This is a genomic window from Psychroserpens sp. AS72 (assembly GCF_038900375.1).
Lineage (GTDB): Bacteria > Bacteroidota > Bacteroidia > Flavobacteriales > Flavobacteriaceae > Psychroserpens.
Genome location: NZ_JBBMRC010000001.1, coordinates 454,522 through 469,737, shown reverse-complemented (window position 1 = coordinate 469,737; position 15,216 = coordinate 454,522). Strand labels below are relative to the sequence as shown.

Here is a 15,216-nt window from a genome sequence, read left to right as displayed (position 1 = left end):
GGTATCGAAAAATATATTGACATCATAAAAAACTCGTATTCAGGATATTGGAATTACCTGAAAAACGAAATCTTTCTACCTCATAATTGGGATAACTATTTCTATGGATTAATTGCTATTTCTTTAATTGTTTGGTTGTTGGAAGCCCTATTTCCGTGGCGAAAAAATCAGGGTTTATTTAGAAAAGATTTTTGGTTGGACACCTTTTATATGTTCTTCAATTTTTTTCTTCTGAACTTAATTGTCCTCATCGCTTTATCAAATACAGTTGCCGAATTTTTTAATGACATCCTTAGCACCATTGGACTTTCGCTTTCTAGCTTTCAACTCTTTGATTCTACAGACTTACCAAAGTGGTTAGGTCTATTTATTTTCTTTCTAGTTAATGATTTTGTACAATGGAATACGCATCGACTATTACATCGTTTTCCATTTTTATGGAATTTCCACAAAGTACATCACAGCGTAAAAGAAATGGGATTTGCTGCACATTTGCGTTACCATTGGATGGAACCTGTTGTGTATAATTCTATTAGATATATCCCACTTGCAATTATCGCTAATTATAGTTCGCATGATGTTGCAATTGTCTATTTCTTTGCTATTGCTATTGGTCACCTCAACCATGCTAATTTGGGTTGGGACTACGGAAAGTTGAAATACATTTTAAATAATCCGAAGATGCACATATGGCATCATGCAAAAAAACTTCCTGAACATGTTAGGTTTGGTGTAAACTACGGACTAACATTAAGCATTTGGGATTACATTTTTAAAACCAACTATATACCACACGATGGTCGAGATATAGAATTAGGTTTCGAAGGTGATGAACATTTCCCAAAAGATTTTTTACACCAAGAGTTGTATCCGCTTAAAACTAAAAGCTAAGGCTTATCGTAAGTGTTTATAACGACAATAAAATTTTAAACATGAACTATTTAAAACATTTTACAGTCTTATTTTTGACTATCATTACATCTAGTTGTTGCTCTGCAAAGACTGTTATTACTGAAAACACTCAAGCACAAACAACTGGTATTGAAACCTCAACCCAAACTGCTACTGAAGTTCTCGATATAGAAGAAACTCAAACGGAAGTAGAAGAAATAGTCCAATTAGATACTGAAATTAAAGACAACGTTCAAACAGATTATGTTACTATTATAGGAGACAGTACATTATATATAACACAAGGTAAATTTGTTATAGACCATTCTCAATGGAACGAATTGTTACAAAAGCACGTTTCAAACCAAGGAAATGTCAATTACAAAGGTTTTAAAGCTGACAAAACAAAGTTTAATGCGTATTTGGATATGCTTTCTAAAAACCCACCACAAGATTCTTGGAGTAAAGAAGAAACTTTAGCTTATTGGATGAATGTGTATAATGCATTTACGGTGAAGCTCATAATAGATAATTATCCAACAAAAAGCATCAAAGATATTGATGGACCATGGAATCAACGTTTTATTCAAATTGGTGAGAAATGGTATACATTAAATGATGTTGAGCATAGAATTATTCGTAAAATGGATGAACCTAGAATTCATTTTGCTTTAGTATGTGCTGCTGTGTCTTGCCCAAGATTATATAATAAAGCGTTTATCTCAAAAAATTTGGAAACTGACTTAGACTTATTAACTCGAGGATTTTTAAATGATCCAACAAAAAATGAATTTAGTGAGGATTCTATTGTAATATCAAAAATATTTAAATGGTATGGTGGCGATTTTAAAAATGATGGTCAAGACTTAATTGATTTTTTTAATAAGTATACTGACGTTCAGATTTCTTCAAAAGCAAAAAAGAGCTACAAGGATTACAATTGGAGTTTAAATGAACAAAACTAAGGATCATATTTTTGCGTAGATAGAACTATGATAAGCATTATTATTCCCATTTTAAACGAAGCAGAAACGATTGAAGATCTTCTTTTTCATTTAATAGACCATTCGTCTTTGGAGAATATTTCAGAAATTATAGTTGTTGATGGTGGAAGTACTGATGGCTCACAAGAAATTATTAAAAATTTAGATTTAAAAATTAAGCTCCTCTCGTCTCCAAAAGGGAGAGCCAAGCAAATGAATCTTGGTGCAAAAATGGCAACAGGCGACATTCTTTATTTTTTACATGCTGATTCTTTTCCACCTCTACATTTTGACGAACTTATCATTTCCGAAGTAAAAAAAGGGAATAACGCAGGATGCTTTAGATTACAATTTGATAGTAAACATTGGTGGTTACGATTAGCGAGTTGGCTCACTCAATTTTCATGGAGAGCTAGTCGTGGAGGTGATCAAAGTCAGTTTATTACAAGAGCACTTTTTGATGAGATTGGTGGTTATGATGAGAATTATGTTATCTATGAAGACAATATTTTAATCAACGAACTTTATGATAGAAAAGAATTTGTGGTCATCAATAAAAAAATAAAAACTTCAGCACGACTCTATCGTAAACATGGTGTTTGGAAATTGCAATATCACTTTTGGACGATTTATGTCAAGAAATGGTTTGGAGCTAGTGCAGAGGATTTACTAACTTATTATAAAAAGTATATTTGTTGATTATTGCTTATTACGTCCTAATTCATTAGGATACAAATCTTTTACAATATCACTTTGATACACCTTTTTTGTATGAACGTCAATAGCAGATAATTTTCCTGTAAAAGCTGCTCCAGTATCAACATCCCATAAATTAATGGCTTGTATTGGTTGATCTTGATTAAAATTGGTTGTTGGTGTATGACCTATATAAATTTCATGATACAATTTGAGACGATTTGGGTATAAGTCAGACTGTTTTTCAATTCGACTATCCATTGTTAAAGCCATTTCTAAAAGTGTGCGATCAAAGTAGAAATTCTCTTTATGCAGTTCTCTTTCTACACCATGCATTGACGTAAATCCAGCGTGAAGAAATAATCTATTATCATCATCAATATGATAGAGTTGCATGTCTTCAAAAAAATACAAATGCTGTTTCTTATCATCTTCGGAAAACGTCTCATAACTTTCTATTGTCTCTTTTCCGCCATGATTAAACCAAACTCCATTTACATCTTCAGTTCTTAACCATTGCTCACACCAAACATCATGATTCCCTTTGATAAATATGCAATCGTTAGTTTTAGACAACGTAATCAAATATTGAATTACTTGAGCAGAATCACTCCATCCATCTACATAATCTCCTAAAAAAATAAGTTGATCGTTCGTATTGATTTGAAGTTTTTCTATAAGCTGTTTTAAGGCTTTGAGTCCACCGTGAATATCTCCTATAGCTAATGTTCGCATTTAATTTTTAATACAAAGCTAAAAGATTTAGAAATACTGACCTATTCCAAATACCAATCCTTGAGTAGAATTATTTGAAACTCCAATCCCATAATCGATTCTGAAAATCGCATTAAAGATTTTTTTATGAATAAATCGTAAACCAACTCCAGGATATACTCGAAGACTTTTAAATCTAACTATTTCACCTAAATCACCTCCTGGCTTCCTCCAACTTCCTGCATCTACAAACGCATTTCCTTGAAGCGCAAACCAGCCTTTTTCATAGAGTGTGTGACGGTATTCGGTATTTACAACAACAGCTGCTGTTCCTCTATCAATAGAATTACCTACACCTCTAACATTTAAATTATTATCTACGGAAAAAGGCGCAAAAGGTGTATCGTTATTTGTTGAAAGTCCTAATCGTAATCTACTAGCCCAATTGCCTTTATTTCCGTAGCGTTTAAAATATTGAAAATCATTCCAACCAATTGTAAATATTGGTAACAAATCTTCATTTTTAGAGGTCACATGTTGAAAATTTAAAATACTTCTAAATCCTTCTACATATTGGAAATCATAATCTAAATTATTGTATTCATAAATTAATTTATAAAGGAGTTTATTAACTCGTAAATCTTGAGGCACATTGGGATTTGTTGCTCCAGACTTGTATTCATAATCTTCGGTAAAGAAATTAAGTCCTAATTCAAAACGGTTGTTATAGTCTAATTGAAATAAGCCTAAAACTTCAGTTGATTCATTATTATACTTATAATTGGCTGTGGTATTATCAAAAAATACAGGCTCTTGAGTGGTTAAATCTTGATAATTAACTGCCAACCCAAATTGTTTAGAGAACAAATAAGGTGCTCTAAATTTTAAAGCGTAAGAACTATAAATATCCTTTTGATAAAAACCTCCAAAAGTCATATTTCTTCCGAAGAGATTAAACTCAAATAATCCCAAACGGTAGGCAAACTCATCATCATTTGTCGTATACACATTAGCTGACGGAATAATAGTAAAATTCTCTTCAATCGTGTAAATAACATCATAGGCATTGGCACCAACAGACAACACTTCATAATTAGCATTTGCTATAGATGGTAAGCGTTTTAAGAGTTTAATATCTGCAGCAATAACTGTAGAATCTAATACGACTCCAGCTTTTATATTAGATATTTTTTTAACAAATGAAGTTCTTAACTTTTTGTTCCCTTGAACTTTAAATTCTGCAACAGTAGCGTCTTGTGCAAAAGCAAAGCTTGTGATTAAAAACAAACAGGCGATTAGGGTTTTCATGAGATGATTATTTGACTATTGGTCGGATACATCACACATCCTTACGTTTCCTTAAAAAAATTAATGGGTTTTATAAAAAGATTCAATTACCGTTTCTACAGGTTTATTTTGTGGTGTAAATTGATTGCATTCATCACCTCCTACTTTATCATGTGCATGAAACCATTTCCAAACAAAGCCTCCAGCAAACCAATCTTCACTCCAAAACTCTTCAAATAAGGCTTGCATTGCATTTGATTGTCCTTCAAAATTTAACGATGTCAATTTGTAATCACTTTCCCATGGTTCTCTACCTGCATAATCCATACTACGGTAACCATATTCTGTAAATAAAATTGGTCTATCATAGGTCTCATATAACGATTTAATAACTGGTTTATGCTTTTGCCAACCCTTTGTGCAATCTTCAATGGTTGGTGTTTGCTCATCACTTACAGGAAAATACGCATCAACACCAATAAAATCTAATTCTCCCCAAAAAGGTGTGCGCTTAAACTCATCCCAATTAGCTGCATAGGTCAATTTCCCCTTGTAAATAGTTTTAATTTTAATAATTAAATCATGCCAATAATCTGGACGTTCTTTTACGAAATTTTCTAATTCTGTACCAATACATAAAATTTCGGCATTGGTTTCTTGCGCTAACTCAGCATATTCTAAAATAAAACTAGAGTATGAATTTTCTAGAGCTTTCCAATTCTCTTCATTACTCATTTTAATCTTACCAGTAAAAGTACCATTGTGAACCCAAATTTGAGGTTTAATCATAATTTTGATGTTCTTTTTCCTTAATTCCTCAATGTATTGCTGACCTCCTGCTCTAGTTTCTCCAAACCATTGACGTTGTGTATTATGAATAATTTCTGGATGTTCTATACTTTTGAGAAACCCAAAAGGCATAATCGCAGCATAATTAGCACCAACATTAACCACTGGATTTGTATGTGTTTCATTAACGATATCTCGAGAAGCAACAAAACTCACACCATTAATTTTTTCTGACGGAATTTTAGACATCGCACAATTATAAAGCAATAAGGACACACACAAAACAAAAAATAGTCTCATACCAAAGATTTAATTTCTAAATTTAAACAAAAAGTCAATAGTTGGTTAAGGTTTTAACAAAACCTTCGACTGAATAAAAATACCAAACCAAATTTATGGAACATATCGTCATTATTGGAAACGGAATTTCTGGTGTTACTCTCGCGAGACACATTAGAAAACTTTCAGACAAAAAAATCACTATTATTTCTGCGGAAACTGATTATTTCTTCTCAAGAACAGCACTCATGTATGTGTATATGGGTCACATGAAATTTAAACACACTCAACCTTACGAAAACTGGTTTTGGAAAAAGAATAGAATTGAGCTTCTTAAAGCCTACGTTAAAGACATTGATACAGATCATAAGATATTACAATTTGCAGATGGCGGAAACCTTAATTACGACAAACTCATCATCGCAACAGGAAGTAAACCTAATAAATTTGGATGGCCAGGACAAGATTTAGATGGTGTTATGGGAATGTACCACAAACAAGATCTAGATAATCTTGAAACTTATGCTCCAAATAATAAAGTTTGTAATCGTGCTGTCATTGTTGGTGGTGGATTAATTGGTATAGAATTAGCCGAAATGTTAAACTCTAGAAATATTCCTGTGACTTTTTTAGTTAGAGAAGCTAGTTTTTGGAATGGCGTTTTACCTGAAGGTGAAAGCCAAATGATTAACAATCATATTAAAAACCACCACATAGATTTACGTTTATCTACAAATTTAAAGGAGATAAAAAGCGATGAGAATGGTCGCGTAAAATCGGTTATTATAGAAGAAACTGGAGAAGAACTCGCATGTAATGTTGTTGGATTAACGGCAGGTGTCACTCCAAATATTGATTTTTTAAAATCTTCAAAAATAGAACTAGGTCGTGGTGTAAAAGTTAATCGTTACTTAGAAACTAACATTCCAGATGTGTATGCCATTGGAGATTGTGCAGAGCAACATGAAGCTATTGGAAATCGCAGACCTATTGAAGCTGTTTGGTATACAGGACGTATGATGGGAGAAACGCTTGCTCAAACAATCTGCGGAAATCGTCTCGCTTACAAACCAGGCCATTGGTTCAACTCTGCTAAGTTTTTAGATATTGAATATCAAACTTATGGTTGGGTATTTGCAAAACCAAGAGAACATGAATCTCATTTTCACTGGAAACATCATAAAGAAGATATTTGTATTACAGTCGCTTTTAATAAAGACACTAAAGAATTTATAGGAATCAATACCTTCGGAATTAGAATGCGTCATGAGATTTTTGATAAATGGCTCACCGAAAAACGCGATATAGATTATGTGATGAGCTATTTAAAAGACGCCAATTTTGACCCAGAATTTTATAAAGCCTATGAAAATGACATTCTAAAACAATACAACGATACATTTAACACCAATCTTACAGCACACAAAAAGAGTTGGAAACGCATATTTAGTAAGGCTTAATTAAAACGTTTAAAACTTCTTTAAATTACAGAAATACATGAAAGCAATTAAAAACATAGGATTGGTTATTTTCTTAATAGGATTAGCCATTTTCACCGCTTTACCTCTTTTAGGAACCTTTAACTTAGACGAAGCTTCTTTTGACACAATCGTCAAGGATCAAAACATTAAAAGTGAGGTTTTTATAAACGATATAAAAACAAATGTTGTTGGTCAAGATTTTAAAGGTATGCAATCCTTATCTCCAATAATTTCAAAAGCATTAGACAATACCAATGAAGCACATACAAAAAACAAAGAATGGGATAAAAAAATCTATACCAAATCTAGCGACATGGCTGCTTTAATTGGTAAAAAATCTGCGAATGGATTTATTGCTAATAACAAAGGATTAATGTGGCTACTCACATTTGGTTTAGGTATCATTGGAGCACTTATGTTCATTCTACCAAACGTTATTTTACTAGGTAAAAAAGGCATAAAAAATGATGGCATTTATCATGAAAGCGCTACAAATCGTGGCTGGATTGGATGGATGGTTTTTATATTTTTAGTCTCATTTTATTTGGTGCTTTATTTTGCTTCAGAGTATGCTGTAAACTGGACACTTCTAGTAGATCCAATTAGTGAGTTTTTAAGCGGCAATCCTGCAGGACATTGGTTTGTTTATGGATTTATGTACTGTACGGTTATGACCGTTATGGCTGTGAGAATGTACATTAAATACCGTCATAATATTTATCAGGTATTTAGAACAACATCGGTTTTATTCTTTCAAATTGTATTTGCTTTTCTAATTCCTGAAATTATGGTAAGACTTCAAATGCCTTATTATGATTTTAAAAATGCGTTTCCGTTAGATTACGATTTCTTTTTTCAATGGAATCTAAAGTCATTAATTGAAACTGGTGGTATAGGAATTTTTATTCTTGTTTGGGGAATTGTATTAACTGTAATCATTGTACCAATAATGGTATATTTCTTTGGTAAAAGATGGTACTGTTCTTGGGTTTGTGGTTGTGGTGGTTTAGCAGAAACACTTGGTGACCCTTACAGACAACACTCAGACAAATCGCTATTTGCATGGAAGGTTGAACGTTATTTAATTCATACGGTTTTATTATTTGTTTTAATAATGACTGCCATGACTCTCTATAGCTTTTTTACTGATACAGGTACTGTTTTAGGTATTAAAACATCAACCGTACAGAGTATTTATAGTTTAGTGATAGGTTCTATTTTTGCAGGTGTAATTGGAACAGGCTTCTACCCTATTTTTGGAAATCGTGTGTGGTGTCGTTTTGGTTGTCCGCTTGCTGCTTACCTAGGATTTGTACAACGTTTTAAATCACGTTTTAGAATCACGACTAATGGTGGTCAATGTATTTCTTGTGGTAACTGCTCTACATATTGTGAACAAGGTATTGATGTAAGAGCTTATGCTCAAAAAGGAGAAAACATCGTTCGATCTAGTTGCGTTGGCTGTGGTGTTTGTAGTGCTGTTTGTCCAAGAGGTGTTTTAAAATTAGAAAATGGTCCTGAAGATGGAAGAATCAACCCAACTGAAATTCTATTAGGTAACGATGTTGACTTGATGGATTTTGTGAATCAGAAATAAGTTTTTAGTCCTATAAAATATTTTTATTTCTGAAATGTGCTTGGTTCAAAATAGTCTGAAAAAGTCAAAATATGGAAGTTTTATAATTTCCGAAGAAAAAAACACAGATATCATTCTTAAAAAATAATATAAAAATGCATATTGCCAGCTTTGACATATTTCAGCATAAAAAACAGATTAAATTAAATTATTTAAATGACCAACATAAAAGTCATCATTCCTGCCTATAACGAAGCAAATTCTATTGCTCATGTAATTAATGACATTCCTGAAATTGTTGACGAAATTATTGTGGTAAGTAATAATTCTAATGATGATACTGAAATTAATGCGAAAAACGCTGGAGCAACTGTACTTATTGAAAACAACAAAGGTTATGGTTATGCGTGTTTAAAGGGTATGAATTATATTGCTTCTACATCTCTCTATGACCCAACAAAACGACCTGATATTATTGTATTTCTAGATGGTGATTATAGTGATTACCCTGAAGAATTGACAAAACTCGTAGCTCCAATAATTAACCAAGATATTGACTTTGTGATTGGATCACGAGTTAAGGAATTGAGAGAAAAAGGGTCAATGACTGTACCTCAAATTTTTGGTAATTGGCTATCAACAACATTAATGTCTATTTTATTTAGAGCAAAATTTACAGATTTAGGCCCTTTTAGAGCTATCAAATATGATAAACTATTGGACTTAAAAATGGAAGACAAGACTTATGGCTGGACAGTTGAGATGCAACTCAAAGCTTTACGGAAAAAATTAAGCTACACTGAAGTACCAGTAAATTACCGGAATAGAATAGGTGTCTCAAAAGTTTCAGGTACGGTAAAAGGTGCTATATTTGCAGGCGTAAAAATCTTAGGTTGGATTTTTAAATACAGTTTTAAGTGATCTATCTCCAATATACCATAATCATAATTTACACTATTGCTATAGTGCTTATCTTTATGTATTCTTTAGCGCAATTAAATTTACTTTTCAATTACTTATCCTCAAAAAAAGCGACTAAAGATTGTGAGACATTTGACTTTTCTAATGCTGATGAAATCCCTTTAGTCACCATACAACTTCCTGTATTTAATGAAATGTATGTGATGGAACGCTTGTTAGACAATATTGCGCTTCTTGATTACCCTAAAGACAAATTAGAAATTCAGGTGCTAGATGATTCTACAGATGAAACTGTAGATACAACTCGCATACAAATAGAAAAACTAAAAAGCACTGGTCTTGACATTAAACACATTACAAGAACAGATCGTAGTGGTTTTAAAGCTGGAGCACTTAAAGAAGGACTTAAAACAGCTAAAGGTGAATATATTGCTATTTTTGATGCCGATTTTCTTCCGCAGAAAAACTGGTTAAAACGTACCATTCTTTATTTTAAAGATCCTCAAATTGGTGTTGTACAAACACGTTGGGGACACATTAATAGAAATTACTCCATACTAACAAGAATACAAGCTTTTGCACTAGATGCTCACTTTACTTTAGAGCAAGTTGGACGTAACAGCAAAGGGCATTTTATTAATTTTAATGGGACTGCTGGAGTGTGGAGGAAAGCATGCATTTTTGATGCAGGAAACTGGGAAGGTGATACGCTTACTGAAGATTTAGATCTTAGTTACAGAGCACAGCTTAAAAACTGGAAATTTAAATATCTAGTAGATGTAGAAACGCCTGCAGAATTACCAGTAGTCATTAGTGCTGCACGTTCACAACAGTTTAGATGGAATAAAGGTGGCGCAGAAAACTTTAGAAAAATGTGTTCTCGTGTTATTAAATCTAAAAACATTTCTTTTAAAACTAAAGTACATGGATTACTTCATTTACTCAACAGCACTATGTTTTTAAACGTATTTATTGTTGCCGTTTTAAGTATCCCAATGTTATACATCAAAAATGAATATGAACACTTAAGGTTCTACTTTTACTTTATGTCGTTCTTTGTTTTGAGTACTTTAATTTTCTTTGTGTGCTATTGGTTTATGTATAAAGAAATTTATGGAAGCGGTTTCAAAAAGTTCTTTGGTTACATAGGCATGTTTTTTACATTTTTTTCAATTGCTATGGGCTTTTCACTCCATAACTCTATTGCAGTTTTAGAAGGTCATGCTGGTAAACGAAGTGATTTTATTCGGACACCTAAATTTAATATTAGCACACTCAAAGATACTTGGAAAGGTAATAAATATCTAAAGAAAAAATTATCACCTCATGTCATTCTAGAAGGGATCTTAATGCTCTATTTTGCATTTGGTTTATATAGTGCTTTTATTGTTGGTGATCAAGGAGGCGATTTTGGATTATTCCCATTTCACTTGATGCTTTTCATTGGTTTTGGATACGTCTTTTTTAAATCATTAAGCTCTAAGATTTGATTCCCTTTTGGAAACTAAATAAGATTCCGTTACTGCTTACTTTTGTTAGCTTTTTTCTCTATTGGTTATTTGCTTATGATTTAATACGAACAGAGTATTCTAAACTCATCACTTTGTATTGCGCATTGTGGTTGGTATTTATTTTGTTGCTGAAATATGCCAAAAATAACCTCAAGTTTTTAACAGCCATTGCATTTTTATCTAGAGCTATTTTTATTTTAGCAATCCCGAATTTATCTCAAGATTTTTATCGTTTTATTTGGGATGGTCGTATGATTCTAGAAGGATTAAACCCATATCTATATACACCTGAATCATTTATACAAACTGGAACAAATTTCCCTGTTGCAGAAGCTAATGCACTTTATGATGGTATGGGAGAACTCAACGGAAGTCATTACACCAATTATCCACCAATAAACCAACTTTGCTTTTTTATAGCTGCATTGTTTTCTAGCTCAAGTATTTTAGGTTCTGCTATTGTATTTCGTGTATTGATTATCACAGCAGATTTCGGAACTTTTTTCTTCGGAAAGAAGCTGCTTAAAAAACTAAACTTGCCAGAAAAGAACATCTTTTGGTATCTACTCAATCCGTTTATTATTATAGAATTGACTGGAAATTTACACTTTGAAGGTGTTATGATTTTCTTTTTAATGTGGAGTTTATATCTTTTACATAGTGTTAAATGGAAATGGGCTGCAGTTGTTTTTGCTCTATCTGTTTCAGTAAAATTGATACCACTTTTGTTTTTGCCACTACTCTTTTTTTACTTTAAAAAGACAAACGTCACTTCGAGCGAAGTCAAGAAATCTAAAAATAATGAGATTTTGAAACACCTTCAGAATGACGACCATAATCAAATACCATTAACTACCAAAACAAGTATTGACTTCAAAAAATTAATTTCTTTTTATACCATTATTGGTATCACAACACTCCTACTATTTGCACCTTTTTTCTCTTCGGAATTTGTAAACAACTACTCTCAAACTGTTGCACTTTGGTTTAACAATTTTGAATTCAATGCAAGTATCTATTATGTAGCTCGTGAAGTTGGTTACTGGTTTACAGGTTATAATGAAATAGCTGTGATTGGTAAAATATTACCAATTTTAGTGTTTTTGTTTGTCATGGGATTGGCACTTTTCCGAAGAAAAATTGACACTAAAATATTGATTGCTCACATGCTTTTTGCATTTACAATATATCTATTTTTAAGCACAACTATTCATCCTTGGTACGTTGCAACACTTGTAATTTTGAGCGTATTTACAAATTACAAGTTCTCAATAGTTTGGAGCTTTGTCATCATTTTAAGCTACTTAGCTTACATCAATCTGAATAAAGCAGACAAGTCTGAAAACCTTTGGATAATCGCTTTAGAATACACGATTGTATATGGTGTGTTTATTTGGGAAGTGTTTATTTCTAGACGATTTCCGAAGCATAAAAAAACGATTTAAATAATAATAAAAATAGATTAAGTGTTCGTTTATGATTAGTTGCATTGGCAAGAACTAAGTTAGCAAAAGAAAACGAATTACAGGAAAATCCGCAGGATTTTCTGAGCCCACACAAACTAAGAAATTGGTTATAAATATTGCTGCAAACTATCATTACTTGTTCATAGTTTTATCTAAATGATTTATCATACTTCTAAAACGGTCAACTTCTTCTTCAAAACTTGATAGAAAACCTATGCATAGACTTATCACATAATTTAAAGCAGTATTTTGATCAGATAAATCTAGTTTTTCATCGTCTAAAGATTCGACTTCTATTTTGAGTAGTTTAATTAAATCATCGATTTTATGTTGTCTTGTTTCAGAGGTTAGTCTATGAGCAAAATCATTTCTCAGAGTATTTAGTTTATTTATTACATTCCATATAGAGTGGTTCTGTTCAGTTAATGACATGGATTTAGCAATAAGAATCTTTTGTGAGAAAGAAAGTCTTGCTTTTTGAATAATTCCAGAATGATGAACAAAATTCTCAATTATGTTATTCAGACTTTCTTCTACCAATAAATGTCCTTTTATTACAATGATTGAGGATTCATCTAATTCTTCAAATAGGCCTAGTAATTTTTCTTTATTTATTTCAAACTTTGACTTTTTCATAATTGATTACAATTCAGCAATATCATCAATAGAAGGTGCTTTCCACTTTGTTGTACCTACTTTTTTGGAATTAGCAATATCTGTAGATTTCGCATTTCGCTTTTTATCATAAATCATGGCTCCTGTCATAATTAGACTAGTACCTATAATCACAAAAAGCAAAATTCCAGGTTCAAAACTCGCTATTTCTGCCTCTTTGGGAATGGCGTAAAATAATAGCACTGTAATTAATCCTCTAGGTGCAATAAACAATTGTGGTAAAATATCTGTACCAATAAAAAGACGTAAAATCACAAAACGAATAGCGTAAATAGACAGTATAATTAATGTGCTAATTAATGCTACATCTACGTTAAACAATGACCCTACAGCAATGGTTAAACCAAATATTACAAAGAAAAATGTACGTACTACAAATGCAGTTTCTAAAGTGATAATGTGTAACTCATGATAGATTTGATGAGCCTTTTTAAATTCTAAAAACTTGCTAAGTTTTCCTGCAAAAAACACTTTCATGTTTGCAATGACCAAACCAAAAATTAGAATTATGATTAAAGACGATAAGTGCATTTTCTTCCCTAAAGCATACAGTAAAAGTAATACTGCAATTAACAAAAAGAGTTTAGCCTGACTTTTTATTTTCTGAAAAATTAAAATTATAGCATAACTCGCAACTAATGAAATAACGATAGTTAATAATATATTTCCTGTAAAACCAATAACTCCAGAATCTTCTGAAGGGTTTAATTTTCCTATTAAAAAATAGAACATCATAATTCCCATAATATCGGAGAACGTACTTTCGTAAATATGAAACTCTTTCTTTTTATCATTTAAAGCACTCACACTTGGTATAATAATAGCACTCGATAAAATTGATAAAGGTGTGGCATATAACCATGCAGATTGCATAGTCATTTCTGGGATTAATTCATACAATATAATTGCAGCGACCCAAGCAGAAGCGATTAAACCAATCAAAGCTATTGCCATAGATTTTAAAATTGGCACTAATTTCTCTCGCTTTAACTCTAATTCTAATGCAGCTTCTAGCACGATCATTATCAATCCTACAATTCCTAAAACCTCTAAAATTGGGAAAAAATTGATTTTACCTTCAGAAAAATAATTAAGTGCATATTGCAATCCCACACCCAAAACAATGAGCATTAATACAGATGGAATATTGGTTTTTTTTGAAATACCGTTAAACACAAAAGACAGTATGATAATTACTGACACTTCTATTATGAGATTATATGATGATAAAATTTCCATGTTTATTATTTATTTTATTTGGCTAGCATTAAAATTATAGTGCTCTAAATAAGAAATTAGAGCTTCAATTTTGGCACCTTTTTCTAAAGTTAAATTGAGTTGTAATTGATTACTAACTGGTAATTTTTTTAAGGTAGGTTTTTGTGAAAAATCTACTAAAGGGTTATCAAAAAGTAAATCTAAAATAGTTGTGATTTCTTCGGAATCTTGTATATATAGTGTTTTCCTCATTGCGTTTTCATCATGCTGGCTAACGCTAAATCCGTTTTTATCAATATAGGTGTAGTTTACAAAACGGTCGCCTTCTATTTCGTTTAAGATAAATCCGAAATGTAAAAACTTGCTTATTTGTCCATTAAATTCACCTGTAGAAATATTAGACCCTAAAGATACTAATGGGTTAATTTTAAATAGAACACCATTGACATAACTTTTAATATAGTTAAAAGCCACAACAATAAGTAGTAAAAATAAAATACCATGTACTTTATAATTTATGGTTACAAAACTTAATAAGATTATTAAAATAGCAATTGGTTTATAAATTTCTAGAACACGATTGACAATATTCGTGATTTTATCCACTACAGATTTTCTATTAAAAATCTGCGGTATTACTTTTTTAAAAAAACTAATAATTAAGTATAGAATGATGAGTATACCAATGATTTTAAAAAACTCTAACCAAGAAATAGATGTTTCTAACAT

Annotated in this window: 14 protein-coding genes; 8 read left to right on the top strand and 6 right to left on the bottom strand. The window is 31.7% G+C overall.

Features of this window, described 5'->3' with window-relative positions; translation table 11 throughout:
* Positions 1 to 3: 3 nt before the first annotated feature.
* From WNY78_RS02015 to WNY78_RS02005, 3 genes are read left to right on the top strand one after another with little or no spacing between them, the layout of a single operon-like run.
* Positions 4 to 891, top strand: coding sequence for a sterol desaturase family protein (locus tag WNY78_RS02015; protein ID WP_342871807.1), 888 nt, complete (start codon positions 4 to 6; stop codon positions 889 to 891).
* A 41-nt stretch (positions 892 to 932) separates the two neighbouring features.
* Positions 933 to 1,856 carry a DUF547 domain-containing protein gene (locus WNY78_RS02010; protein ID WP_342871502.1) on the top strand — a complete coding sequence of 308 codons (924 nt, stop codon included), beginning with the start codon at positions 933 to 935 and terminating at the stop codon, positions 1,854 to 1,856.
* A gap of 27 nt (positions 1,857 to 1,883) precedes the next feature.
* Positions 1,884 to 2,573 carry a TIGR04283 family arsenosugar biosynthesis glycosyltransferase gene (locus tag WNY78_RS02005; protein ID WP_342871501.1) on the top strand — a complete coding sequence of 230 codons (690 nt, stop codon included), beginning with the start codon at positions 1,884 to 1,886 and terminating at the stop codon, positions 2,571 to 2,573.
* Here the strand turns inward: WNY78_RS02005 and WNY78_RS02000 are convergent, their stop codons facing one another.
* Genes WNY78_RS02000 through WNY78_RS01990 form a run of 3 tightly spaced genes read right to left on the bottom strand, consistent with a single transcriptional unit; the run spans position 2,574 to position 5,660 of the window.
* A complete protein-coding gene (locus WNY78_RS02000) occupies positions 2,574 to 3,305 on the bottom strand; it encodes a metallophosphoesterase family protein (RefSeq protein ID WP_342871500.1) in 732 nt (243 codons plus the stop codon). It abuts the gene before it with no gap.
* A gap of 27 nt (positions 3,306 to 3,332) precedes the next feature.
* Positions 3,333 to 4,592, bottom strand: a complete 1,260-nt coding sequence (locus WNY78_RS01995) for an outer membrane protein assembly factor (RefSeq protein WP_342871499.1) — start codon at positions 4,590 to 4,592, stop codon at positions 3,333 to 3,335.
* A gap of 60 nt (positions 4,593 to 4,652) precedes the next feature.
* Positions 4,653 to 5,660 (bottom strand): glycoside hydrolase, encoded by a 1,008-nt coding sequence (locus WNY78_RS01990; RefSeq protein WP_342871498.1) that lies wholly within the window; start codon positions 5,658 to 5,660, stop codon positions 4,653 to 4,655.
* Between the two features lie 95 nt (positions 5,661 to 5,755).
* On the opposite strand from WNY78_RS01990, the gene WNY78_RS01985 reads away from it, so the two are divergent.
* The 5 genes from WNY78_RS01985 (at position 5,756) to WNY78_RS01965 (ending at position 12,573) form a co-directional block, all read left to right on the top strand.
* The gene (locus WNY78_RS01985) at positions 5,756 to 7,099 is read left to right on the top strand and encodes an FAD/NAD(P)-binding oxidoreductase (RefSeq protein ID WP_342871497.1); all 1,344 of its coding nucleotides are present in this window, start codon (positions 5,756 to 5,758) and stop codon (positions 7,097 to 7,099) included.
* A gap of 37 nt (positions 7,100 to 7,136) precedes the next feature.
* Positions 7,137 to 8,717: a 4Fe-4S dicluster domain-containing protein gene (locus tag WNY78_RS01980; RefSeq protein ID WP_342871496.1), complete on the top strand. Its 1,581-nt coding sequence runs from the start codon at positions 7,137 to 7,139 to the stop codon at positions 8,715 to 8,717.
* 195 nt (positions 8,718 to 8,912) lie between these two features.
* Entirely contained in the window at positions 8,913 to 9,617 is a 705-nt protein-coding gene (locus WNY78_RS01975) for a glycosyltransferase family 2 protein (RefSeq protein WP_342871495.1), read from the top strand.
* The gene (locus tag WNY78_RS01970; RefSeq protein ID WP_342871806.1) at positions 9,617 to 11,107 is read left to right on the top strand and encodes a cellulose synthase family protein; all 1,491 of its coding nucleotides are present in this window, start codon (positions 9,617 to 9,619) and stop codon (positions 11,105 to 11,107) included. Before WNY78_RS01975 ends, WNY78_RS01970 begins: the two co-directional genes overlap by 1 nt.
* Complete coding sequence (locus WNY78_RS01965; protein ID WP_342871805.1) at positions 11,107 to 12,573, top strand: mannosyltransferase; 1,467 nt, start codon at positions 11,107 to 11,109, stop codon at positions 12,571 to 12,573. The genes WNY78_RS01970 and WNY78_RS01965 overlap by 1 nt, the downstream gene beginning before the upstream one ends.
* Positions 12,574 to 12,726: 153 nt before the next feature.
* On the opposite strand, the gene WNY78_RS01960 is transcribed toward WNY78_RS01965, so the two are convergent.
* The 3 genes from WNY78_RS01960 to WNY78_RS01950 are packed head-to-tail and all read right to left on the bottom strand — an operon-like array spanning position 12,727 to position 15,216.
* Positions 12,727 to 13,230: a hypothetical protein gene (locus WNY78_RS01960; RefSeq protein ID WP_342871494.1), complete on the bottom strand. Its 504-nt coding sequence runs from the start codon at positions 13,228 to 13,230 to the stop codon at positions 12,727 to 12,729.
* Between the two features lie 6 nt (positions 13,231 to 13,236).
* Positions 13,237 to 14,508, bottom strand: a complete 1,272-nt coding sequence (locus tag WNY78_RS01955; protein WP_342871493.1) for a cation:proton antiporter — start codon at positions 14,506 to 14,508, stop codon at positions 13,237 to 13,239.
* Positions 14,509 to 14,517: 9 nt separating this feature from the next.
* On the bottom strand, positions 14,518 to 15,216 hold the full coding sequence (locus WNY78_RS01950; RefSeq protein ID WP_342871492.1) for a hypothetical protein: 699 nt from the start codon (positions 15,214 to 15,216) through the stop codon (positions 14,518 to 14,520).

Bases quoted from the DNA above. Each gene is read 5' to 3' on its own strand.
- WNY78_RS02010 (WP_342871502.1), top strand. From the start codon at position 933: ATGAACTATTTAAAACATTTTACAGTCTTATTTTTGACTATCATTACA.
- WNY78_RS02005 (WP_342871501.1), top strand. From the start codon at position 1,884: ATGATAAGCATTATTATTCCCATTTTAAACGAAGCAGAAACGATTGAA.
- WNY78_RS02000 (WP_342871500.1), bottom strand. From the start codon at position 3,305: ATGCGAACATTAGCTATAGGAGATATTCACGGTGGACTCAAAGCCTTA.
- WNY78_RS01995 (WP_342871499.1), bottom strand. From the start codon at position 4,592: ATGAAAACCCTAATCGCCTGTTTGTTTTTAATCACAAGCTTTGCTTTT.
- WNY78_RS01990 (WP_342871498.1), bottom strand. From the start codon at position 5,660: ATGAGACTATTTTTTGTTTTGTGTGTGTCCTTATTGCTTTATAATTGT.
- WNY78_RS01985 (WP_342871497.1), top strand. From the start codon at position 5,756: ATGGAACATATCGTCATTATTGGAAACGGAATTTCTGGTGTTACTCTC.
- WNY78_RS01980 (WP_342871496.1), top strand. From the start codon at position 7,137: ATGAAAGCAATTAAAAACATAGGATTGGTTATTTTCTTAATAGGATTA.
- WNY78_RS01975 (WP_342871495.1), top strand. From the start codon at position 8,913: ATGACCAACATAAAAGTCATCATTCCTGCCTATAACGAAGCAAATTCT.
- WNY78_RS01960 (WP_342871494.1), bottom strand. From the start codon at position 13,230: ATGAAAAAGTCAAAGTTTGAAATAAATAAAGAAAAATTACTAGGCCTA.
- WNY78_RS01955 (WP_342871493.1), bottom strand. From the start codon at position 14,508: ATGGAAATTTTATCATCATATAATCTCATAATAGAAGTGTCAGTAATT.
- WNY78_RS01950 (WP_342871492.1), bottom strand. From the start codon at position 15,216: ATGTTAGAAACATCTATTTCTTGGTTAGAGTTTTTTAAAATCATTGGT.